23 protein-coding genes are annotated in these 22,507 nt (G+C 71.4%); 8 read left to right on the top strand and 15 right to left on the bottom strand.

What is annotated here, in order from left to right:
• Positions 1-15 precede the first annotated feature (15 nt).
• The 3 genes from ABIC61_RS03025 to ABIC61_RS03015 form a co-directional block, all read right to left on the bottom strand.
• Positions 16-2,526, bottom strand: a complete 2,511-nt coding sequence (locus ABIC61_RS03025) for a glycoside hydrolase family 65 protein (RefSeq protein WP_144753510.1) — start codon at positions 2,524-2,526, stop codon at positions 16-18.
• Between the two features lie 77 nt (positions 2,527-2,603).
• Positions 2,604-3,371 carry an HAD family hydrolase gene (locus ABIC61_RS03020; RefSeq protein WP_354028779.1) on the bottom strand — a complete coding sequence of 256 codons (768 nt, stop codon included), beginning with the start codon at positions 3,369-3,371 and terminating at the stop codon, positions 2,604-2,606.
• 125 nt (positions 3,372-3,496) lie between these two features.
• The gene (locus ABIC61_RS03015; RefSeq protein WP_354028778.1) at positions 3,497-3,958 is read right to left on the bottom strand and encodes a P-loop nucleotide/nucleoside kinase family protein; all 462 of its coding nucleotides are present in this window, start codon (positions 3,956-3,958) and stop codon (positions 3,497-3,499) included.
• A gap of 45 nt (positions 3,959-4,003) precedes the next feature.
• On the opposite strand from ABIC61_RS03015, the gene ABIC61_RS03010 reads away from it, so the two are divergent.
• Positions 4,004-4,444, top strand: a complete 441-nt coding sequence (locus tag ABIC61_RS03010) for an NUDIX domain-containing protein (protein ID WP_354028777.1) — start codon at positions 4,004-4,006, stop codon at positions 4,442-4,444.
• Here the strand turns inward: ABIC61_RS03010 and ABIC61_RS03005 are convergent.
• From ABIC61_RS03005 to ABIC61_RS02985, 5 genes are all read right to left on the bottom strand, one after another.
• On the bottom strand, positions 4,404-5,126 hold the full coding sequence (locus tag ABIC61_RS03005; RefSeq protein ID WP_354028776.1) for an alpha/beta hydrolase: 723 nt from the start codon (positions 5,124-5,126) through the stop codon (positions 4,404-4,406). The two genes, ABIC61_RS03010 and ABIC61_RS03005, sit on opposite strands and share 41 nt — an antisense overlap.
• Positions 5,123-6,208 (bottom strand): GNAT family N-acetyltransferase, encoded by a 1,086-nt coding sequence (locus ABIC61_RS03000; protein WP_354028775.1) that lies wholly within the window; start codon positions 6,206-6,208, stop codon positions 5,123-5,125. Before ABIC61_RS03000 ends, ABIC61_RS03005 begins: the two co-directional genes overlap by 4 nt.
• Before the next feature lie 124 nt (positions 6,209-6,332).
• A complete protein-coding gene (locus ABIC61_RS02995; protein WP_354028774.1) occupies positions 6,333-6,830 on the bottom strand; it encodes a helix-turn-helix domain-containing protein in 498 nt (165 codons plus the stop codon).
• A 113-nt stretch (positions 6,831-6,943) separates the two neighbouring features.
• Complete coding sequence (locus ABIC61_RS02990; RefSeq protein ID WP_144753528.1) at positions 6,944-7,636, bottom strand: response regulator; 693 nt, start codon at positions 7,634-7,636, stop codon at positions 6,944-6,946.
• Between the two features lie 13 nt (positions 7,637-7,649).
• Positions 7,650-10,142 carry an ATP-binding protein gene (locus ABIC61_RS02985; RefSeq protein WP_354028773.1) on the bottom strand — a complete coding sequence of 831 codons (2,493 nt, stop codon included), beginning with the start codon at positions 10,140-10,142 and terminating at the stop codon, positions 7,650-7,652.
• 197 nt (positions 10,143-10,339) lie between these two features.
• On the opposite strand from ABIC61_RS02985, the gene ABIC61_RS02980 reads away from it, so the two are divergent.
• On the top strand, positions 10,340-10,483 hold the full coding sequence (locus ABIC61_RS02980; RefSeq protein ID WP_354028772.1) for a hypothetical protein: 144 nt from the start codon (positions 10,340-10,342) through the stop codon (positions 10,481-10,483).
• An 8-nt stretch (positions 10,484-10,491) separates the two neighbouring features.
• Here the strand turns inward: ABIC61_RS02980 and kdpC are convergent, their stop codons facing one another.
• From kdpC to ABIC61_RS02955, 5 genes are all read right to left on the bottom strand, one after another.
• Complete coding sequence (gene kdpC / locus ABIC61_RS02975) at positions 10,492-11,094, bottom strand: potassium-transporting ATPase subunit KdpC (RefSeq protein ID WP_354028771.1); 603 nt, start codon at positions 11,092-11,094, stop codon at positions 10,492-10,494.
• A gap of 2 nt (positions 11,095-11,096) precedes the next feature.
• Positions 11,097-13,190 carry a potassium-transporting ATPase subunit KdpB gene (kdpB, locus tag ABIC61_RS02970; RefSeq protein ID WP_354028770.1) on the bottom strand — a complete coding sequence of 698 codons (2,094 nt, stop codon included), beginning with the start codon at positions 13,188-13,190 and terminating at the stop codon, positions 11,097-11,099.
• Positions 13,187-14,869 carry a potassium-transporting ATPase subunit KdpA gene (gene kdpA, locus ABIC61_RS02965; protein ID WP_354028769.1) on the bottom strand — a complete coding sequence of 561 codons (1,683 nt, stop codon included), beginning with the start codon at positions 14,867-14,869 and terminating at the stop codon, positions 13,187-13,189. Before kdpA ends, kdpB begins: the two co-directional genes overlap by 4 nt.
• Complete coding sequence (locus ABIC61_RS02960) at positions 14,869-14,958, bottom strand: potassium-transporting ATPase subunit F (protein WP_354028768.1); 90 nt, start codon at positions 14,956-14,958, stop codon at positions 14,869-14,871. The genes kdpA and ABIC61_RS02960 overlap by 1 nt, the downstream gene beginning before the upstream one ends.
• A gap of 226 nt (positions 14,959-15,184) precedes the next feature.
• Positions 15,185-16,129 (bottom strand): helix-turn-helix transcriptional regulator, encoded by a 945-nt coding sequence (locus ABIC61_RS02955; RefSeq protein ID WP_354028767.1) that lies wholly within the window; start codon positions 16,127-16,129, stop codon positions 15,185-15,187.
• A gap of 62 nt (positions 16,130-16,191) precedes the next feature.
• Between ABIC61_RS02955 and ABIC61_RS02950 the strand changes: the two genes are divergently transcribed.
• Positions 16,192-16,608, top strand: a complete 417-nt coding sequence (locus tag ABIC61_RS02950; RefSeq protein WP_354028766.1) for a VOC family protein — start codon at positions 16,192-16,194, stop codon at positions 16,606-16,608.
• 91 nt (positions 16,609-16,699) lie between these two features.
• The gene (locus ABIC61_RS02945; RefSeq protein WP_354028765.1) at positions 16,700-17,200 is read left to right on the top strand and encodes a hypothetical protein; all 501 of its coding nucleotides are present in this window, start codon (positions 16,700-16,702) and stop codon (positions 17,198-17,200) included.
• Here the strand turns inward: ABIC61_RS02945 and ABIC61_RS02940 are convergent.
• Positions 17,197-17,760 (bottom strand): GNAT family N-acetyltransferase, encoded by a 564-nt coding sequence (locus ABIC61_RS02940; RefSeq protein WP_354028764.1) that lies wholly within the window; start codon positions 17,758-17,760, stop codon positions 17,197-17,199. The two genes, ABIC61_RS02945 and ABIC61_RS02940, sit on opposite strands and share 4 nt — an antisense overlap.
• The gene (locus tag ABIC61_RS02935; protein ID WP_354028763.1) at positions 17,757-18,575 is read right to left on the bottom strand and encodes a putative RNA methyltransferase; all 819 of its coding nucleotides are present in this window, start codon (positions 18,573-18,575) and stop codon (positions 17,757-17,759) included. The genes ABIC61_RS02940 and ABIC61_RS02935 overlap by 4 nt, the downstream gene beginning before the upstream one ends.
• 35 nt (positions 18,576-18,610) lie before the next feature.
• Here ABIC61_RS02935 and ABIC61_RS02930 point away from each other — a divergent pair, with 35 nt between their 5' ends.
• From ABIC61_RS02930 to ABIC61_RS02915, 4 genes are all read left to right on the top strand, one after another.
• Positions 18,611-19,366 carry an SDR family NAD(P)-dependent oxidoreductase gene (locus ABIC61_RS02930; protein ID WP_354028762.1) on the top strand — a complete coding sequence of 252 codons (756 nt, stop codon included), beginning with the start codon at positions 18,611-18,613 and terminating at the stop codon, positions 19,364-19,366.
• A 36-nt stretch (positions 19,367-19,402) separates the two neighbouring features.
• Positions 19,403-20,014: a CG0192-related protein gene (locus ABIC61_RS02925; protein ID WP_354028761.1), complete on the top strand. Its 612-nt coding sequence runs from the start codon at positions 19,403-19,405 to the stop codon at positions 20,012-20,014.
• A 95-nt stretch (positions 20,015-20,109) separates the two neighbouring features.
• Positions 20,110-21,048 carry an aldo/keto reductase gene (locus tag ABIC61_RS02920; RefSeq protein ID WP_354028760.1) on the top strand — a complete coding sequence of 313 codons (939 nt, stop codon included), beginning with the start codon at positions 20,110-20,112 and terminating at the stop codon, positions 21,046-21,048.
• A 120-nt stretch (positions 21,049-21,168) separates the two neighbouring features.
• Entirely contained in the window at positions 21,169-22,332 is a 1,164-nt protein-coding gene (locus ABIC61_RS02915; RefSeq protein WP_354028759.1) for an acyltransferase family protein, read from the top strand.
• The last annotated feature ends 175 nt before the right edge of the window (positions 22,333-22,507 follow it).

Here is a 22,507-nt window from a genome sequence, read left to right as displayed (position 1 = left end):
CGGGCGGTTGGCCTCTCAGGCGGTCGTCTCGTCGGGCTCCAGGTCGCGGTCGAGCGAGATCGTCGGGATCGACGCCGTGATGACCGACCCGTCCGCGCGGAGCGTGCCCTGGATGTCGGCCGTCGTCGGTGCGCGCCCGGCCATCCGCGGCCCCTGGTGCGGCAGCGGCACGACGGTCGGCTCACCGGCCGTGATGTCCCACTGCTGGTTGTGCACCCAGGCGGTGAAGCCCGAACCGGTCTCGACCGTGAAGGTCATCGTGTCCTGTTCGAGGTCGACCCGCACCCGCGAGCCACGCACCGTCAGTCGGTAGGTGATGCGCTCCCAGTCCCGCGGCAGCCGGGGGTTGAAGGACATCCGGCCACCGTGGTCCCGCATGCCGCCGAAGCCGTTCACGAGGCCGCCCCAGATGCCACCGGTCGATGCGATGTGCACACCGTCGGTGGTGTTGCCGTGCAGGTCGGCCAGGTCGACGTAGAGCGCCGTCTGGAAGTACTGCAGCGCGAGGTCGTGGTAGCCGACCTCGGCCGCCATGATCGACTGCACGACGGCCGACAGGGTCGAGTCGCCCGTGGTCAGGGCGTCGTAGTAGTCGAAGTCACGACGCTTCTCGGCAGCGGTGAACTCGTGTCCCTGCAGGAACAACGCGAGCACGACGTCCGCTTGCTTGAGCACCTGGAACCGGTAGATCACCAGCGGGTGGTAGTGGAGCAGCAGGGGTCGCTTGCTCTCCGGGGTGTTGTCGAGGTCCCAGAGTTCCTTGTCGAGGAACTGGGCGTCCTGCGGGTGGATGCCACGGTGCGGGTCGAAGGGGATCTCCATCGACTCGGCGGCGTGCTCCCAGTCGGTGATCTCCTGCGCCTGCAGCCCGGTCCGCCGCACCATGCGGTCGTACTCCTCCGGGTCGTCGGCCGCGAGCTCGCGGCAGGCGTTCACCGCGAACCACAGGTTCGCCCGGGCCATCACGTTCGTGTAGAGGTTGTCGTCGACGACGGTCGTGTACTCGTCCGGTCCGGTGACGCCGTCGATGTGGAACTTCTGGTCGCCGTTGGACCGCCAGAAGCCGAGGTCCTCCCACAGCCGGGCGGTCTCGACGAGGATGTCGATCGCCCCGCGCTTGAGGAACTCGCGGTCGTCGGACGCCCGCACGTACTGCATCAGCGCATGCGCGATGTCGGCGTCGATGTGGTACTGCGCCGTGCCGGCCGCGTAGTAGGCGCTGGACTCCTCGCCGTTGATCGTCCGCCACGGGAACAGGGCGCCGTGCTGGTTGAGCTCGCGGGCCCGCGACCGTGCCGCATCGAGCATGTTGTACCGGAACCGGAGGGCGTTCCGGGCGACGATCGGCGCCGTGTACGACAGGAACGGCAGGACGTAGATCTCCATGTCCCAGAAGTAGTGGCCGCCGTACCCGGAGCCGGTGACGCCCTTCGCGGCGATGCCGTGGCCGTCGGTACGCGCCGTGGCCTGCGCGAGCATGAAGAGGTTCCAGCGGACGGCCTGCTGCAGTGCGGGCTGCCCGGCGATCTCGACGTCGCTCCGCGCCCAGAAGTCGTCCATCCACGTGCGCTGCTTCGCGAACGTCTCGTCGACGGTCTCGGCGTGTGCGCGGTCCAGCGTGCGGTCGCACCGGTCGGCGAGTTCGCGCGCCGGCACCCCGCGGGAGGTGTGGTAGACGACGTGCTTGGTCAGACGGATCGGCTGTCCCGCCCGTGCCTGCACCCGGTAGACGTGCTTCGCGAGGTCGTCCTCGATCGACGACGACTCGTCCCAGCTGTTCTCGGTCTCCAGGTGGTGCTCGACACCGACGCAGATCGTCATGCCGGAGCTCGCCGCCTGGTACCCGAGCAGGGACCGTCCACCGGTGCTGCGCTTCAGCTTCGGCTCGAGCACACGCTCGGTGAAGGCCTCGGCTTTGCGCGGGTCGAACGCGTTCGCCGCCGCCCGCATCCCTGCGTGGTACTCGTCCTGCACGTCCTGCCGGTTGAGGATCTGGCTCGACAGCAGGATCGAGGCGTCCGCGTCGAGCACGGTGACCTCGTAGTCGATGACGGCGAGGTGGCGGTCCGTGAACGACACCAGCCGCCGCGAGCGGATGAGCACCCGCTTGCCCGACGGCGTCGACCACTCGGTCTCGCGGAAGAGGTACCCGCCGCGGAAGTCGAGACGCCGGGTGTGCCGGAGGATGTCCGCCTCGGCCAGGACGAGCGGCTCGTCGTCGACGTACAGCCGGATGACCTTGGCGTCGGGCGCGTTGATGATCGTCTGCCCGGTCTTCGCGAACCCGAAGGCGTCCTCGGCGTGCCGGATCGGCCAGGTCTCGTGGAACCCGTTGATGTACGTGCCGTACTGCACGCCGCCACGGCCCTCGTCGAGGTTGCCGCGCAGGCCGAGGTACCCGTTGCCGACGGCGAAGTTCGTCTCCGCGACGCCCTGCTCGTCGGGCGCGTACTCGGTCTCGACGAGTGCCCACTCGTCGATCGGGTAGCGGACGCGGTCGAGCGGGTCGGAGGTGATGCGGTTCATGGTGCTCCGTGGGAAGGGAGGGGTTCGTGGGGAGGTCGACAGCGGCCTGGAGGCGCGGATCGCCTCGGCCGGTCGGCCTACGTCGCGCTCGTGGCGGGTTCGGGGAGTTCGTGGACGAGTTCGTCGAGGTCCTGCACCACGACGTCGGCCCCGTGCGCCCGGAGGGCGTCGGCACCGGCACCGCGGTCGACACCGATGACGAGTCCGAAGGCGCCGTTGCGGCCGGCTTCGACCCCGCTCGTGGCGTCCTCGACCACGACGCACTCGGTCGCGGTCAGCCCGAAGCGGCTCGCGGCGTCGAGGTACGTGTCGGGGGCGGGCTTGCCGGCCAGGCCGTCCTGTCGCGCGACCAGGCCGTCGACGACGACCGGGAAGCGGTCGAGGATCCCCGCCGTGCGCAGCACCGAGGTGGCGTTGGCGGAGCTGGAGACCACCGCGACGGACACTCCGGCGGCCATCGCGGCGTCGAGGAACCGGAGCGAGCCCGGGTACGGCTCGACACCGTGTTCGGTCAGCTCGGCGGTGAACTCGGCGTTCTTCCGGTTGCCGAGACCGCACACGGTGTCGGCGTCCGGGGAGTCGTCGGGCGTGCCCTGCGGCAGGTCGATGCCGCGCGACTCGAGCAGGGAGCGGACCCCGTCGTACCGCGGCTTGCCGTCGATGTACGCGAAGTAGTCCTGCTCCGTGTACGGGTCGACGCCGTGCGCCGCGAGGTACGGCGTGAACAGTCGGCTCCAGGCACGCATGTGGACGTCAGCGGTCGGGGTGAGGACACCGTCGAGGTCGAACAGGAGCGCTCGCTGGTCTGCGAGTCGCGCTGGTGTGCGCCGGTCCGGCGTCGTCATGTGGTGCCCTCCGGGGACGGTGTCGTCGACGTGCTTCCGGACGAGTCTAGGACCGCTCCAGGCGCGGTGTTCAGGCGCGCCGCCCGCTGTGGAAAGAGTTCACACAGTCGTTCGATGTGGAGGGATCACCCCTGCAGCCGCGCCGCGGCGACGGCGGCGTCGACATGGTCGAGGACCGCACCGATGCCCTGGGCCGGACCACCCACCCGGGTGACGTGCCTGCGGGTCGTGAGGAACGCCTCCAGGCCGACCGCCACGTCCACCATCCGATCGCCGCCCAGATCACCGTGGACGCCGGGTCCGGAGGCGGCCCGCGCGGCGAAGCGCCGGTCCGCCTCGGCCGGGTCGGCGTCCAGCGCGCACTCCACGAACACCGCGCCCTCGTCCCCTGCGAGCGCCGCGAGCTCGTCGACGAACGCAGCGCTCCGCGCGTACTGCGGCACGATCACGTCCCGGCCGGAACGGAGGTGCGCGCGCATCGCCGCCATCGCCATCTCCCGGGCGACGATGCCCGCCGGGCGGAGCGCGTCACGCCAGCCGCCGATCATCGCCCGCAGCACGTCGATGTCGAACGCGACGACGGCCATGCCCCGATGCTGCCAGCAGCAGCCCGCACCGGCTACCGTCGGGGCATGACCGGACAGGCTGGAGCCCTGCGCATCCGAGCCGTCGCAGTGGCCGTGCGGGGGGACGAGGTGCTGGTCGTCCTCCGCCAGCGCGACGGACGGTCGTACGCCGTGCTGCCCGGCGGTGCGGTCGAGGCCGGGGAGACTCCGCAGGAGGCGTGCCTGCGCGAGCTCCGTGAGGAGACCGGCCTCGACGGGGTCGTCGAGGAGCTGCTGCCGGTCGGGGTCGACCGCGACGCCCCCGCCGTGTACCTGCGGGTCCACGTGACGGGCGACGAACCGGCCCTGGGGCCGAACTCCCCGGAGGCCCGACGCACGACGGCGGAGAACCGCTACCGTCCGACGTGGGTGGGCATCGACACGCTCGGGGACGTCGGTCTCGTCCCGGCGCGAGCCGTGCGCGCGGTCAGCGCAGCGTCCCGACCCACTCCTCGATCGCCGCGCTGATCTGCTGCCGGGCGTCGGCACGGGAGATCGTCGCCGTGTCGTCGCCGGGCTGGGCGCCGTACGCACCGAAGTCGGCGTGGTTCGACCCCTGGATCTCCGTCATCGTCGCGTTCGACGGCAGGAGGTGCCGTGCGGCGTCGACCTTCGCCGGGGTGGAGAGGCCGTCGCGAGATCCGGACACGCTGAGCACGCTGATGTACGAGCGGCTGATGTCGTTCGCGCAGTAGCTCCCGAGCAGGAGCAGGCCGTCCGCGTCCGGGGCGAGCTGGCAGGCACGCACACCGCCGAGCGAGTGTCCACCGACGGCCCACCGCGTGACGGACGGGGCGTGCGCCTCGAACGTCGAGAGCGGACGGGTGTCGAAGAAGGCGAGGTGCAGTGTCGGCTTCGTGATGACCACCGTCGTGCCGGACGCCACCACCTGCCGGAACGTCGCCATGTACGCGTACGGGTCGACCTTCGCCCCGGGGATGAACACGATCCCGACACCGTTCGCGGTCCCGGTCGGGGTCATCACGACGGAGTCACCGGCGTCGCGGACGGACACGCGGTCGTCCCGCCAGACCTGCAGCGCGGCGCTGCGGGTGCCCTGCATGACGATGTTGGCCCAGACGAGGAACACCACTGCGATCAGGACGACCACGGCGACGACCCCCGCGGTCCAACGGAGTGCTCGGTTCACGGTCGTCCTGCTTCCTCCGGCCGACGGGCCGTGACGGTCAGCCAGCGCTCGTCGGCGCCGGGGCGGGTGGTGTCCCGGACCACGACGTCGGTCCAGCCGGCTCGCTCGACGACGGCGGTCAGGTCCTGGTCGGTCCAGTAGGTGAAGTGCCGGGCACGGTCGAGCTTGCGGGTGCTCCAGGCATCGCCGTCGCCGTGCTTGAACGTCGCGGCCAGGACCCCGCCGGGGCGGACGGCCTCGCGGGCGCGTTCCAGCACGGTCGGGAGCAGCTCGCGCGCGACGTGCAGCAGGACCGCGTTGGCGAACACGGCGTCGTACGGGCCGCCGAAGTCGTCCGACCGGACGTCGAGGACGCGTGCCGTGTGCCCGTCGGCGTGGAGCGCCTCGACGAACGAGTGCGCGCCGTCGGTCCGGTCCACCACGAGTCCGGCGTCCTCGAGCGCGAGGGCGTCACGACCGGGTCCCGAACCGAGTTCGAGGACGTGGGACCCCGGCGTGACCAGCGCGACCAGGTCGTCGACGAGGCCGGATCGGTGGCCGTCGGTGCGGTCGGCGTACTGCTCGGCGCCGTGTTCGTACGCGGCGAGGGTGCGTTCCGCCGTGAGGTCGCGGCGCATGAGGACCTCGTGCCGGCCGTCCGGCAGCGGGTCCCCGGGCCCGTCGGCGACGAGGAAGCCGTTCCGCTCGTAGGTCCGACGGGCGGCTGCGTTGTCGGGCATCACGGAGAGCTCGAGCGTGTGCGAGTCGGCCCCGGCGGCCCATCCGACGACCGCGCGGATCAGGTCGGTCGCGACACCGCGGCCGCGGGCGACCGGGTCGACCCACATCGAGATGAGTTCGGTGGTCCCGGGTTCGTCACCGGGGACGCCGCTCGCCATGCCGATCGCCGCCGAGCCGTCGTACGCCACCAGGTCGAGCGCTCCCGGGATCGAGAGCCGGGTCCGCCACCGGTGCTCCGGCGCGTCCGCCCAGTCGTCGAGCGTGGACCCGAACGCGTCGGGGGCCTCGGCGAGCGCCGCCAGGCGGACCGGGCGCCAGGTCTCCCAGTCGTCCGCCGTCACCCGGCGCAGCTCGATCGTCACGCCCCGACGCTACCGCGGAGGTCGCGGGCGCGGGGTGGACGGGTGGCGGACGCGTCGAGTGAGCAGCAATCGTCGAGTACCGCACCGCGCACCCGACGATTACTGCTCAGTCACCGTCCCGCCGTCAGGGCCCGGGCGTGGCGCCCACCCGCGACAGCGGGTACCGGCGGTCGAGCCACGGGTCCAGCACGGTGGCCTTGAGGAACCGGGACAGCAGCGACCCTGCGGCCCAGTACGCGGGCACGACGAGGAACACGACCCACGGGACCACGTCGGTGGCCACCAAGGCGACCGCCGCCAACGTCACCAGTACCCCGACCCCCGTGTACAGGTGCTGCCATCCACGGATGAACGCATCGCGCTGGGCCTGCTCCGAGGACGTCCGCTCGTCGAGTCCTCGGACCTCGGGCCCGAGCGTTCGCTCGCCCGCATCGTCGACGGCGAACAACTCCCGTACGGGCACCTCCAGCGCACTCGCGATGGACGACAGCGACTCGAGGCTGGCGTCGCTCCCGCGCTCGATGCGCTGCACGGTGCGCACTGCGATCCCACTCGCCTCGGCAAGGCGTTCCTGCGTCCATCCACGGTGTCGTCGCAGCTCAGCGATCCGCATCTCGTTCATGCCCAGAACACTAGGGAAGCGTCCGTCCCCGGACCACGACACGGCCACGACAGCCGCACGACACGCACCCGCCACGGGCTCGACACACGCCCGCCACGGGCCCGCCAGCGTGCTCATCCCGCGGGACTGAACCGGTACCCCATGCCCGACTCCGTCACCAGGTACCGCGGGTGCGACGGGTCCGGCTCGAGCTTCCGCCGCAGCTGCGCCATGTACAGCCGCAGGTACCCGGAGTCGTTGCCGTGCGTCGGTCCCCACACCTCGGTGAGCAGCATCTCGCGCGTCATCAGGCGATCGGGGTTCGTGACGAGGACCTCCAGGAGCCGCCACTCCGTCGGGGTCAGTCGGATGGCCGGGCCGGACGACGGCGTCACCTGCTTCGCGACGAGGTCCACCACCAGGTCGCCGACCGACACCGTCGGCGTCGCACCAGCGGCAGACGCCGCCGCGACCTGCCGCCGGCCGAGGGCACGGAGCCGCGCGAGCAGTTCGTCCATCTGGAACGGCTTCGTGACGTAGTCGTCCGCGCCGGCGTCGAGCGCGTCCACCTTGTCCGACGAGTCCGTCCGACCGGAGAGCACGAGCACCGGCACCTGCGACCACGCGCGCACGCCCTCGAGCACCCCGATGCCGTCGAGCCGCGGCATCCCGAGGTCGAGCAGCACGAGGTCCGGCCGCTCGGTGATCACGGCGTCGATCGCGGCGCGGCCGTCGCGGGCGGTGACGACGTCGTAGCCCCGGGCGGCGAGCGTGACCGCGAGCGCCCGCACGAGCTGGGCGTCGTCGTCGACGATCAAGACCTTCATCGCACTCGGCCCTTCATCGGATCTCCACTCCCAGGTGTCCGGCGATCGGCAGCCGCACGACGACGGTGAGCCCGCCGCCGGGGGTGTCGTCGACCTCGATGGTCCCGCCCATGCCCTCGGTGAACCCGCGGGCGAGCGCGAGTCCGAGCCCGAGACCCGTGTCGTTGTCGGTGTCGCCGAGGCGCTGGAACGGCTGGAACACCTCGCCGCGACGGTCGTCCGGGATACCGGGGCCGTGGTCGGCGACGCGCAGCTCGACCCCGCCGCCGAACGCACTCGCGGCGACCCGGATCCGGGTGCCGACGGGAGCGTACCGAGCGGCGTTCGCGAGCAGGTTCACGACGACGCGCTGCAGCAGGACGGCGTCGGCGAGCACCTGCGGCAGCTCCGCCGGCAGGTCGAGGTCCACGTCGTCCGGTCCGAGTTCGAGCTCGTCCAGGGCCGGCGCGACGACCGTCTCGATCGCGAGTGCCACCGGCGCGACGGCGAGCACCCCGGCCTGCACACGGCTGACGTCCAGCAGGTCTGCCAACAGGACAGCCAACTGACGCAGGCTCTCGTCGGCGGTCGCGAGCAGTGCCTCCCGATCGGTCTGCGACAGCTCGATGTCGGACGCACGCAGCGTCTGCACGGCGGCCGAGGCGGCCGCGATCGGCCGCCGCACATCGTGTCCGACAGCCGCCAGGATGGCGCTCCGCACGCGGTCCGCCGCGGCGATCCGCTCCGCGTCGACCGCCGCACGGGTGAGGTCACGGTGCTCGACGGCGGCGTCGAGCTGCTGCTCGACGACCCGCAGGAGCCGACGCTGGGTCGGGTCGTCGGGTGCGCCAGCGAACTCCAGGACGGCACCGGACTGGAGGCGCGTGGCCGCGTCCGGCACGTCGCCGAACGTCCCCGACGCGGCCGGGACGTCGTCGCCCTGCCGGATCCGGACGCCCGCGAAACCGAAGGCCTCGCGCGTCCGGTCGAGGAGTGCCTGCAGGGCGTCGTCCCCGCGGAGCACGCTCCCGGCGATCCCCATCAGGAGGCCCGACTCGGCCGCAGCACGCCGGGCAGCACGCGAGCGACGAGCCGACCGGTCCACGACGAAGCTCACGAGCACGGCGCTTATCACGTACATGACGAGGGCGACCAGGTGCCAGGGCTGCTGCACGGTGACCATGTGCAGGGGTTGCACGAAGAAGAAGTCGAGGCTCAGCCCGGACAGCACCGCCGCGAACACCGCCGGCCACATCCCGCCCACGAGCGCCACGACGAGCACGAGCAGTTGGTACGCGAGCACGTCGACGGTGATCGAGTCCGGATCGGTGCTGAACGACAGCAGCCACGTGAGCAGCGGGCCGGCCACCAGGGAGAGCACGAACGCGGCGACGATCCGGCCGCGGGACAGGCTGCCGCCGAGCTTGGGCAGGGCGAAGCCCCCGCCGGCCCGCTCGTGCGTGACGACGTGCACGTCGATGTCGCCGGACTCGCGGATCACCGTGTTGCCGATGCCCGGTCCCGTGGTGGCCGCGGCGAGACGGCTGCGGCGGCTCACCCCGATCACGATCTGCGTCGCGTCGATCGACTTCGCGAACCGCACCAGCGTCGTGGGGACGTCGTCGCCGACCACCTGGTGGTAGGTCCCGCCGAGCTGTTCGAGCAGGGTGCGCTGCTTCCCGAGGGCACCGGGGTGACGCTCGCGGAGGCCGTCGTTGGTCGTGACGTGGACGGCCGCGAGTTCACCGCCCGCGCTCCTGGCGGCGATGCGCGCACCGCGGCGCAGCAGTGTCTCGCCCTCGGGTCCGCCGGTCAGGGCGACGAGCACGCGTTCCCGGGTCTCCCAGCGGTGGTCGATGCCGTGCTCGGCGCGGTAGGCCTTGAGTGCGTCGTCGACCTCGTCGGCGAGCCAGAGCAGCGCGATCTCCCGCAGGGCGGTGAGGTTGCCGAGCCGGAAGTAGTTCGACAGCGCCGCATCGATCCGGGCGGCCGGGTACACCAGGCCGTCCGAGAGTCGTTCACGGAGCGCCGCGGGTGCCAGGTCCACCACCTCGACCTGGTCGGCCGCACGCACCACCGCGTCCGGGACGGTCTCGCGCTGGACGGTGCCGGTGATCTCGCGGACCACGTCGCCGAGGGACTGCATGTGCTGCACGTTCACGGTGCTCACCACGGAGATGCCGGCGGCGAGCAGTTCCTCGACGTCCTGCCAGCGCTTCTCGTGGCGGCCGTCGGGGGCGTTCGTGTGCGCGAGTTCGTCGACCAATGCCACGTCGGGGGCCCGGCGGAGGACCGCTTCGAGGTCCATGTCGTCGAGCTCGACCCCGCGGTGTTCCACCACACGGCGTGGCACGACCTCGAGCCCGTCCACCAGCGCCGCGGTGGCGGCCCGGCCGTGGGTCTCGACGACGGCGACGACGACGTCCCGGCCCTCGTCGAGCAGGCGGCGCCCCTCTTCGAGCATCGTGAACGTCTTGCCGACACCGGGCGCCGCACCGAGCAGGACCCGCAGCTTCCCGCGCTTCACGTGCTCATCCTCTCGCGTGTGCGGTTGCGGGGCATCCGATCGACTGATATTCTCCTCGTAACGGTTCCCACCAAGGCTCGAGCTCCGGCTTCCTCAAATCGGGTGGGACTGCACCGCCCCGCGTCGTTCCCCGGCGCGGGGCACTCTTCTTCACCGCTCACGTCGCGCGGCTGGCGGGCCTGCCGAAGCGCACCCCCGTGCACTCGCTCGAGCTCCTGGCCCACCTCGCCGAGACCGTCGGCCCGTGCGATCGCCACGCCGCCGCCGTCCGGCGCCTCGTCGACGAGCACGACGACCTGGTCGTCGGTATCGGCGGGCGCCCGACCTGGGCAGCGGCGTGACGGCACGGTCAGGACGCCTTCGCGAGCGCCAGGTTCAGCTCGAGGACGTTCACCACGGGCTCACCGAGGAACCCGAGCTGCCGGGCCTCGGTGTGCTGCTCGACGAGCTTCCGCACCGCCGACTCCGACAGGCCCCGGGCCGAAGCCACCCGGGCGACCTGCTGCTCCGCGTAGGCCGGGCTGATGTCGGGGTCGAGACCGGAGCCCGATGCCGTCACCGCATCCGCCGGCACGTCGGACACGGGCACACCGTCGGCCTTCGCGATGTCCGCGCGCCGCGACTCGATCGCCTTGCGGAGGTCCGGGTTGTTCGGCCCGAGGTTCGAGCCGCTGGACGCGTTGGCGTCGTAGCCCTTCTCCCCCGCGGCGCTCGGCCGCGACTGGAACCACTCGTCAGCGGACTTCCCGTCGAAGGACTGCCCGATCAGGGACGAGCCGACGGTCGTGCCGTCGGACGAGGTCACCATCGAGCCGTTGGCCTGGTCGTGGAACGCGGCCTGGCCGACACCCCACACCGCGAGCGGGTAGGCGATGCCGAGGACGACGGTGCTGAGCAGGGTGAGGCGGATCGCCACACCCGTGGAACGGAAGGTGGATCGTGCAGATGCCATGACTAGAACCCCGGGATGAGACCGACGACGAGGTCGATCAGCTTGATGCCGATGAAGGGGACGATCACGCCGCCGACCCCGTAGAGGAGCAGGTTGCGGCCGAGGATCGACGACGCGGACGCCGCGCGGTAGGCGACCCCGCGGAGGGACAGCGGGATGAGTGCCACGATCACGAGCGCGTTGAAGACCACCGCCGACAGGATCGCGGACGACGGACTGTGCAGGCCCATGATGTTCAGCGCTCCCAGCCCCGGGAACGCGAGCTGGAACATCGCCGGGATGATCGCGAAGTACTTCGCGACGTCGTTGGCGATCGAGAACGTGGTGAGTGCTCCGCGGGTGATGAGGAGCTGCTTGCCGATCCGGACGACGTCGATGAGCTTCGTCGGGTCCGAGTCGAGGTCGACCATGTTGCCGGCCTCCTTCGCCGCGGTCGTCCCGGTGTTCATCGCCACGCCGACGTCCGCCTGCGCCAGGGCCGGGGCGTCGTTGGTACCGTCGCCCGTCATCGCGACGAGGTTGCCGCCCTCCTGCTCGCGCTTGATGTACGCGAGCTTGTCCTCCGGCGTGGCCTCGGCGAGGAAGTCGTCGACCCCGGCCTCGGCGGCGATCGCGGCAGCCGTCCGGGGGTTGTCGCCGGTGATCATCACCGTGCGGATCCCCATCTCGCGCATCTCCGCGAACCGGGCGGCCATGCCGTCCTTGACGACGTCCTTGAGGTGCACCACGCCGAGCAGCGACACGGCTCCGGACGGGTCACGCCGTGCGACGACGAGCGGAGTGCCGCCCTCGTCCGAGATGGCGACGACGGTCTCGTCGATCGCCGTGGCGACACCGGCCGAGGCGGTTCCGGCCCAGGCGAGCACAGCCGCTGCGGCACCCTTGCGGACCTGGGTGCCGTCGGCCAGGTCGACCCCGGACATGCGGGTCTGCGCGGTGAACGGCACCTCGGTCGCCCCGGTCGGCAGTCCGGTCGTCACACCGGCGGCCGCGGCGAGCTCCACGATCGACCGGCCCTCGGGGGTCGAGTCAGCAGCGGACGACAGGGCGGACGCGGCGAGCAGGTCCTCCTCGCCGACGTCGGCGATCGGCACCACGCGGGACGCCCGACGGTTGCCGTACGTGATGGTGCCGGTCTTGTCGAGCAGCAGCGTGGTGATGTCGCCGGCCGCCTCGACCGCACGGCCCGACATCGCCAGCACGTTGTGCTGCACGAGGCGGTCCATGCCGGCGATGCCGATCGCCGAGAGCAGCGCGCCGATGGTCGTCGGGATCAGGCACACGAGCAGTGCGATGAGCACCGGGATGCTGACGGTCGCACCGACGAGCCCCGCGATCGGCTGCATCGTGAGGCAGACGATCACGAAGACGATCGACAGCGACGCGAGCAGGATGTTCAGTGCGATCTCGTTCGGTGTCTTCTGCCGCGCGGCCCCCTCGACGAGCCGGATCATCCGGTCGATGAAGGTCTCGCCGGGGGTCGAGGTGATCCGCACGACGATGCGGTCGGAGAGCACCCGGGTGCCGCCGGTGACGGCGCTGCGGTCGCCGCCGGACTCGCGGATGACGGGCGCTGACTCACCCGTCACCGCGGACTCGTCCACCGAGGCGATGCCGTCGACGACGTCGCCGTCCCCGGGGATGACCTCGCCGGCGACCACGACGACGACGTCGCCCTTGGCGAGGTCGACCGAGGCGACGTCCTCGGTCTCGTTGCCGGTCGCCGCGGCGTCGCTCGCCTCGTACCGGAGCACGCGTCGGGCGGTGGTGGTGGAACGGGTCTTCCGCAGGGTGTCGGCCTGCGCCTTGCCGCGGCCCTCGGCCACGGCCTCGGCGAGGTTCGCGAAGACGACGGTGAGCCAGAGCCACACGGCGATCGCGATCGTGAACGCGGACGGCTCGACGAACAGCGAGACCGTGGTGAGCGCGGCGCCGACCTCGACGATGAACATGACGGGGTTCCGCCACATCAGTCGCGGATCGAGTTTCCGCAGGGCGCCCGGGAGGCCCGCCACCAGTTGGCGGGGTCCGAATGCGGACGAGCGGGTGGCCGGCTCCACTGCGGTGCGCGGTTCCGGCTCGGTGGTCACGGTCATGACAGTCCTTCTGCGAGCGGGCCCAGTGCGAGCACCGGGAAGTAGGTGAGTGCGGTGACGATGACGGCGACGCCGCCGAGCAGCCCGATGAAGAGCGGGCGGTGGGTGGGCAGCGTGCCGACGGTCTCCGGAACCTTGTCCTGCGCGGCGAGCGACCCGGCGAGCGCCAGGACGAACACCATCGGCACGAACCGGCCGAGCAGCATCACGACGCCGAGCGCGGAGTTCATCCACGTCGTGTTCGCGGTGAGGCCGCCGAACGCCGAGCCGTTGTTGTTCGCACCCGAGGTGAACGCGTAGAGCAGCTCGGACAGGCCGTGGTTGCCGGGGTTGAAGATCGACGTGCCGATGACCTGCTCGCGGACACCCGGGATCACCAGGGAGAGCCCCGTGGCGAGCAGCACGAGCGTCGGCGTGACGAGGATGTACAGCGCGGCGAAGGTCATCTCGCGGGCACGGATCTTCTTGCCGAGGTACTCCGGCGTCCGACCGACCAGCAGGCCGCCGATGAACACCGTGATCACGGCGAGCACGAGCATGCCGTAGAGCCCCGAGCCGACGCCGCCGGGCGAGATCTCGCCGAGCATCATGTTGAGGAGCGCCATCATCCCGCCGATCGGCGTGAAGCTGTCGAACATCCCGTTCACGGCGCCGGTCGAGGTCGCGGTCGACGTGGTGCCGAAGAGCGTCGTGCCGAGGATCCCGAACCGGACCTCCTTGCCCTCCATCGCGGCACCGGCCGCGTGGGTGGCCGTTCCCGCCCCGGCGAGTTCGAACGCGGACATCACCGAGAGCGAGACCAGGAAGATCGTGCCCATCACGGCGAGGATCGCGTAGCCCTGCCGGTCGTCGCCCACCAGGCGCCCGAAGGTGCGCGGCAGCGAGAACGGGATGACGAGCATGAGGAAGACCTCGACGAGGTTCGTCCACGCCTGCGGGTTCTCGAACGGGTGCGCCGAGTTCGCGTTGAAGTACCCGCCGCCGTTCGTCCCGAGTTCCTTGATGGCCTCCTGCGAGGCGACGAACCCGTCCGGGATGTGCTGCGAGCCACCCGTCAGGGTCGTGACGTCGATGCCGCTCCCCCACGACTGGATGACACCGCCGGCGACGAGCACGATCGCGAACACGAACGCTCCCGGCAGCAGGAGCCGACCGGTCCCGCGGACGATGTCCACCCAGACGTTGCCGAGGGTGCCGGACTTCCGACGGGCGAACCCGCGGGCGAGTGCGACGGCGACCGCGAGGCCGACCGCTGCGGACAGGAAGTTCTGCACCGCGAGTCCGGCCATCTGGACCGAGTACCCGACGGTGGCCTCGGGCGAGTAGGACTGCCAGTTCGTGTTCGCCACGAACGACGCCGCGGTGTTGAACGCGAGCGACGGTCCGACGTTCGGCAGTCCGAGGTCCCCGGGGAGCACGACCTGGATGCGCTGGAGCAGGTAGACGACCAGCAGCCCGACGACGCTGAAGAGCAGGACGCCGCGCAGGTACGCCGCCCAGGACTGCTCAGCGTCGGGGTCGACTCCGATCACCCGGTAGACGCCGCGCTCGACGCGGGTGTGCCGGACCGGCGTGTAGACACGGGCCATCCAGTCGCCGACCGGACGGTAGGCGACGACGAGGAGCAGGACGAGCGTGGCGACCTGGACGATGCCGGCCCACGTGTCCGACGTGCTCATCAGAACTTCTCAGGGCGCACGAGCGCCCAGACGAGGTACACGACAGCGGCGATGCCGAGGACGGCGGCCGCGACGGTGATGACGATCACAGCCGCTCCACCCCCTTGGCGATCATTGCCACCACGCCGAACACGGCGAGGACACCGGCGACGACGAAGACGTCGAACACGAGGGACTCCAGAAGGTCACGGGGTCCGCGCCGGGCGACGCGGACGGCACCACGTGTGGTGCCGAACCGATGCTGGGTCCTGCACCGCGCCTCCAGGCCGGTCCTGACGGATCCCTAACGCGCTCCTGGCGGACGCATGCGCCTCGCTAACGCGCGCTCGCGCCCCGCAGCCGTTCGGCCAGGGCAGCGGTCGCGTCGCGCAGTTCGTCCGGGCCCTCCACCGTGAAGTCCACCGCCGACGCAGCGAACGCCGCGGCGAGTCCCTCCCACGACCACGATCCACGGGTGATTCGGCACCGGTCGGGTCCGAGCGGTTCGAGCTCGGCGTCCGCGGGCAGGTACGGCGCGATGGTCCGGGCGGGCACCTCGAGGACCGCGGTGCCGACGCAGGGCCAGACGTCCTCGTGGGCCGAGCCCTTGAACCGCGCGGACACGAAGGCCGCGGCGTCGCCGCCCGGGATCGCCCGCGGTGCGAACGGCACCCGGGTCCGCATCCGCGGCGTGATCCGGTCGATCCGGTGGGTGCGCCAGTCCTGGCGTTCGAGGTCCCAGTCGAGCAGGTACCAGCGGCCGTTGCGGGCGACGACCGCGTGCGGTTCGACACGGTGCGGCGTCTCTTCGTCGCCGTAGCCGAAGCGGAGGAGTTCTCGGAGGTGCACGGCCTCGCTGACGGCGACGAGGACCCCCGGGTCGGTCCGGGTCGGACCGGGTGTGGTCAGCGCCTCGACCGCGTCGATCCGTGATCGGAGCCGCGCCGGCATCACCTGCCGGACCGTCGCGAGCGCCCGCGCGGCCGACTCCGCGATGTCCGCCCCCGATGCCGGTGCCACGGAGAGTGCCAGCGCGATCGCGACCGCCTGGTCGTCGTCGAACAGGAGCGGCGGCAGGTCGGAGCCAGCTGCGAGCCGGTACCCGCCGGCCGGGCCGCGGAGCGACTCGACCCGGTAGCCGAGCTCGCGGAGCCGGTCGACGTCGCGCCGGAGCGTGCGGGGGCTGACCTCGAGTCGTCCGGCCAACTCGTCCCCGGGCCAGTCGCGGTGCACCTGCAGCAGCGAGAGCAGCGCGAGCATGCGCGAGGACGGACCGGACATGTCGATCAGTATCGCCGGAGAAGCGGCCACGATCTGACCGCAATACCGCGGATGCTCGTCTCATGAGCATCGAAACGACAACCCACCTCAACTTCGACGGACAGGCCCGCGCGGCCCTCGACTTCTACGCCACGGTCTTCGGCGGCGAGGTCTCCGCCATGACCTACGGCGCGATGGGCGCTTCCCAGGACCCGGCCTGGGCGGACCGGATCGTGTGGGGCCAGGTCGCCACCGACGCCGGCTTCCGGGTCATGGCGTTCGACGTCTGGCCGGACCAGCCGTACGACCAGGGCTCGAACGCGTTCTACGTGTTCGTGCACGGCGACGACGCGGCCGAGATCGAGCGCTACTGGGCAGCGCTGTCCGAAGAGGCCGAGATCCGCCAGCCGCTCGGCCCGACACCGTGGGCACCGCTGGCGGGTCAGCTGCGCGACCGCTTCGGCGTCGTCTGGCAGCTCGACGTCGCCCCGACCGAGTAGGACGACGGTGCGGCTCGGGGACCTGCCCCGGGCCGCACGGTGCTTTCCGAACCACTTCCCCACGAAATCCGGCCACCGGTAGCGTGCCGGCATGCCCGAGTTCCGCCCGTTGCCCGGTTACGAGCTCGGCAGCGGATGGGCCTCCGGTCGCCGTCGTCGCTCCCGGTTCGGCCGGGTCTGGCGCTGGGCCGGGCCACCGGTCGCTCTGGTCGCGGTCGTCGGGGCGGCTGCACTGTTCCACTGGTACGCCGGCGTCGCCGACCAGGTCGTGTGGGAGTGCGCCGTGTCGAGCTGCGGCACGAACGATCCGCGGTCCTTCGCTCCGGAGGGGTGCTGGGCGCTCCTGGTGCTCGCCGCCCTCGGGGTCCGATCGCTGCCAGGGCCGTGGTGGTGGCGTGCCGGACTCCTGCTCGGGTTCGCCGGCACCGCAGCGTGGTCGATCGACTTCTGGCGGATGCCCGGGATGGACCTCGGGCTGTTCGTCACGCCGATCGCGGCGGGGGTCGTCGGCGCCGTGCTCCTGCTCGCCCGGATCGGCATCGCGGTCGACCGGGCGCGTGGGCGGGCGCACACCGCTCGGCGGCAGGTCTAGCGGCCCGGGCGTGGATCGGTGTCGAGCATCGCCATCCGCACGGCGTCGACCCACGCCCCGTCCCACCGCAGGGCGTCCCGCGCGCGACCCTCGACGACGAAGCCGATCTTCTCGTAGGACCGCTGCGCCCCCGGGTTGAACGCGTACACCTCGAGGGAGACCCGGTGCAGCCCGACCTCGTCGAACGCCCAGTCCACGACCGCCCGACCGGCCTCGGTGCCGTAGCCCTTCCCGCGCAGCGACGGGCCGGCGAGTGCGATCCGGTAGTTCATCGCGAGGTCGTCCTCCTCGAGCTCGTTGAGGACGACCTCGCCGAGGTACGCACCGTCGGCGTCCGTGATCGCGAAGTCGGCCCGGTCCCCCGCACCGGGCAGGCGGTCGAGGTGCGCACGGACCTGCTCGCGCGTGAACGAGCCGCGCGTGCCGGTGAGGCGCATCGCGTCCCGGTCGTCGAGCGCCGCCATCGTCTCGTCGAGGTGGTCCGGACCGAGCTGCACGAGCCGGAGCCGCTCGGTGGTCAGCGTCGGCTGCGCGGCGAGGCGCTCCGCGAGCGCGGTCATGCCGGGCTCCACGTGCTCACCGTCACCGCTGCCGTCACCGTCGCCGGGGCGAACACCGTCTCCGGGTCGACGTGGTGGTGACTCGGCCCCATGTGCACCACGTCGTGGACGTCCTCGGCGGAGAGGTCCATCGCCCAGGTCAGGTCCTCCGACGACCGCAGCACGAACGCCGGCGTCAGGGAGTCGTGCAGACGCCGCTCCTTCTCCGGGTCCACCGAGATCGTGGCCTCGGCGAGTTCCGCCAGGTGCCCGGTCCGCGGGGTCACCACCACCAGCACGCCGTCGGGGTGCAGCACCCGGGCGTACTCGGTCTGGTTCCGCGGGGCGAAGACGTCGAGCACGACGGCGGCCGCGCCGTCCACGACCGGGAGGCGCTCGGTCACGTCCCCGACGACGGCTCCCGCACGCTCGTGTGCCCGAGCCGCCCGCCGGATCGCGATGGCCGACAGGTCCAACGCCACCCCGCGCCTCCAGACAGGAACGGAATTGGCTGTCAGCACGTGTGCGAGGTAGGTGCCCGGGCCCGACCCGACGTCGAGGACCACGCCCGGCACGTCGACCGACGCGACCACCGCGGCGAGCGCCCGCTCGACGGGCGCGTAGTGGCCGCGCCCCAGGAAACGGAGGCGCGCGTCGACCATCTCCGGGGTGTCCGCGGTCAGTGCCCGACGCTTCGCGGGCAGCAGCGTCAGGTGGCCCTGCTTCGCCTCGTCGAAGCGGTGGCCCTCGGCGCAGCCGACCTGGCCGCCGTCGACACGACCGAGGGGCTCGGCGCAGACGGGGCAGGCGAGCACGGGCAGGAGGTCGTCGCGCACGGAGACCAGCGTACGGGCGTCGGTAGCCTGACCGGATGTCGCTGCAGCAGCTCTTCGGACTCGACGGTCGCACCGCGTTGGTCACCGGCGGGAGTTCCGGGATCGGCCGGGCCATCGCCTCCGCCCTCGCGGACGCCGGTGCGCACGTCCTCGTCGCAGCACGCACCGAGGCGACCATCGACGACACGGTCGCCACGATCCGGCGCGAGGGCGGATCGGCCGACGGCATCGTCGCCGACCTCTCCTCCCGCGCTGGGGCGCACGCACTCGCCGACGCAGCCGGCGCCGTCGACGTGCTCGTGAACTCCGCGGGGATCAACCTCCGCCCGACGATGGCCGAACTCGACGAGGACACCTGGGACGCCACCATGGCGGTGAACCTCGACGCACCGTTCGTCCTGGGACAGCAGCTCGCGCCCGGCATGGCAGCGCGCAGCCACGGCCGCATCATCAGCATCAGCTCGCAGCAGGCCCACCGCCCCTTCGCGGCCAGCGGCGCCTACGGGGTCTCCAAGGCCGGTCTGGAGGCACTGGCCCGGTCCCAAGCAGAGGCCTGGTCCGGGCAGGGGGTCACCTCCAACGTCCTCGTCCCCGGGTTCGTGCAGACACCGCTGAACCGGCGGCTGAGCGCCGACCCCGTGACCGTCGCCGCGCTCGCGGCACGGACCCTGGTCGGGCGGAACGGGCTCGCGTCGGACTTCGCCGCCGCGGCGGTGTTCCTCGCCGGGGACGGATCGGCGTACGTCACGGGGCAGTCGATCGCGGTCGACGGTGGGTTCTCCGTGCACTGAACACCTCTGTCCGCTGAACCTCGGTACGGTCGGGGCATGGCCGTCATCCACCAGGCAGAACTCCGTCCGTCCAAGGCCGAGGCGCTCGCCGCCTGGTTGCCGATGCAGCCCTGGAGCGGGCTGTCCGACGGCGACGACGTCACGATCGCGGGGAAGTTCCGGTTCGACGACCCCGAGGGCGAAGTGGGCGTCGAGACGATCCTGGTGCGGACCCCCGACGGACGCACGCTGCACGCACCGCTGACCTACCGTGGGGCGCCGCTGGCCGGTGCCGAGGACTTCCTCGTCACCGAGATGGACCACTCCGTGCTCGGACGTCGCTGGGTGTACGACGCCGCGGGCGACCCCGTGTACGCGGACGTCCTGCGCCGCGCGATCGTGACCGGCGGCCACGAGGCCGAGCTCACCCGGGACGGCGCCCCGGGAACGTGGGAGAAGGAGGGCACGGCGATCGGCAGCGGCACCGCGCCTGACTCGCCGACGGTGTCCTCGGTCGTGGCGCGCAGCACTGACGACACGACCACGATCGACACCGATCACGGGTCGCTCGTCATCGCACGGATCGTCGGCGCTGACCTGCCGTCGGGCGAGACCCTGACAGGCACCTGGTCCGGCGGGTCCGCCGTGCTCGCAGTCCTGCCGTCGTAGGTCCCGGCGGGGCCTGGGGCCTGGCTGAGTCCGAGGGCCTGGCGGGTACGAGCAGGGCCTGCCTGTCCAGAGGTGCCGGTGGCAGGATCGAGGGTGTGAAGACACTGGAGTTGCCACAGACGGACCTCACCGCCTCCGACGTGATCGTCGGACTGATGCGGATCAACGACATGAGCGACGAGGACATCCGCGCGCTCTACGCTGCGTCCCGCGACGCCGGCGTGACGATGTTCGACCACGCCGCGGTCTACGGCGGCTGGCACGGCTGCGAAGAGCGGTTCGGCTCCGCCGTCACGCTCTCGCCGTCCGAGCGGGCCGAGATCGTGCTGCAGACCAAGGTCGGCATCCGCCCGACGGAGCACGGCGCGTACTTCGACTTCTCGTACGAGCACATCATCGAGTCGGTCGACGAGTCCCTGGCAGCACTCCGCACCGACTTCATCGACGTGCTGCTCCTGCACCGGCCCGACGCCCTCGTCGAGCCGGAGGAGGTCGCGAAGGCCTTCGACGAACTGCACGCCGCCGGCAAGGTGCACCACTTCGGCGTCTCGAACCACACCCCCGGGCAGGTCGAGCTGCTGCGTCGCTCGGTGCAGCAGCCCCTCGCGTTCAACCAGGTGCAGCTGAGCATCACGCACGCGAACGTCATCTCGCAGGGCGTCACGGCGAACATGGGCGGTCTCGACCAGTCGATCGACCGGGACAACGACATCCTCAACTACTCGCGCAGCAACGACGTCACGCTGCAGGCCTGGTCGCCGTTCCAGAAGGGCTTCTTCGACGGCGTCTTCCTCGGCGACCGGGAGCACTACGCCGAGCTGAACGACCTGCTCGACGAGCTCGCTGCTGCGCACGGGGTCACCCCGACCGGGATCGCCGTCGCCTGGATCACCCGGCACCCCGCCCACTTCCAGGTCGTCCTCGGCACCACGAACCCGCAGCGTGTCCGGGACTCGGCGGCCGGCTCCGACGTGGAGCTCTCGCGCGAAGAGTGGTACCGGATCTTCACGGCGGCAGGACACACCGTTCCCTGAGCCCGGCACCGTCGAGTGAGGAGAAATGGTCGAGTCCGCGGAACGGACCCGACCATTTCTGCTCACTGGACACCCCAGCCGAACCGACCGCGACCCGCGCGTGTCGGCTAGGGTCTCCCCGTGACAGAACGACTGACCCACGCCGACATCGTCGCCGAACCGGCCAGCCGCGCGCGCTTCGGCTACAACGCCGCGCTCGACGGGCTGCGGGCCATCTCGGTGTTCGGCGTCATCGCGGGTCACGCCCACTTCGGCGGACGGATCGCCGGGTACCACGGCGTCACCGTCTTCTTCGTCATCAGCGGCTACCTCATCACGAGCCTGCTCACCGCCGAGCACGCCCAGACCGGTCGGATCGCCCTCGGCCGGTTCTTCCGGCGCCGCTTCGCACGCCTGGCACCCGCACTCGTCCTCGTGGTCCTCGTGACCGTCGCGTGGCTCCTCGTCATCCGCGAACCGATCGCGACCTGGTGGGCGGGCCCCGTGGGCGCGTTGACCTACACGACGAACCTCATCCAGTACTTCGCGGGCAACGGTTCCGTGAGCTTCTACTTCCAGTACACGTGGTCGCTCGGCCTCGAGGAGCAGTTCTACCTCGTGTGGCCGCTCCTGCTCGTGCTGCTGCTGAAGTTCCGGTCGTCGACGGTGACCCTCTGGGTGCTCGGCGTCGTCTACGTCGGCTTCTGGGTGCTCCGGTACCTGCAGGACAAGGGCGGCCCGACCCACGAGGCCCAGATGTACGGGCCGATCTCGCACGCCGACGCACTCATCCTCGGCTGCATCCTGGCGATCGTGCTCGAGCGGTGGGCGGGTTCGCGCTGGCTGGAGCGGCTCGTGGTCATCGCCGGTCCGATCGGCGTCGCGCTGCTCGGCTGGGTCGCCGTCGTGCCGCAGGGCGTGCGCGGCGTGCGGATCTTCGACTCCGCCGGGTTCGGGCAGACGGCACTCGCCGCGGCGGCCGTGGTGGCCTGGCTCGTGCTGGAGCGCCGCGGGTTCCTCGCGCGGTTCCTCTCGATCCGTCCGCTGGTGTTCCTCGGCAAGCTCTCGTACGGGTTGTACCTCTGGAACCTGCTCGCGGTGTTCGCGTTCGTGAAGGTCGCCGGACACTGGCCCGGGTACTCGAAGTACCTGCTCCTCTGGCTCGCCGGACTCGTGCTGGTCTCGTGGCTGTCCTACCGGTACGTCGAGACGCCGTTGCGCCTGCGGTGGGCCAAGCCCGGGAACCACGCGATGGTCGGCGTGAAGCGCGACGTCGAGGAGCCGAACCCCGCGAAGATCGGCTGACGCCGGTCAGTCCGACGAGGTCGGGGCGCTCGGCACGCTGACGTCGACGGGCGAGACCGCTGCGGGATCGGCGGACGCCCCGCCCACGACGTCGAAGGAGATCCCGAGCATCGCCGGGTCCTCGTCGAGCTCGAGCCCGTCCTGCTTCACCTGGTCCTCCGGGATGGCACGGCCG

The organism is Curtobacterium sp. 1544 (genome assembly GCF_040544915.1).
GTDB lineage: Bacteria > Actinomycetota > Actinomycetes > Actinomycetales > Microbacteriaceae > Curtobacterium > Curtobacterium pusillum_C.
The sequence above is the reverse complement of the archived record's forward strand: the minus strand, read 5'-3'. Positions and strand labels throughout refer to the sequence as shown.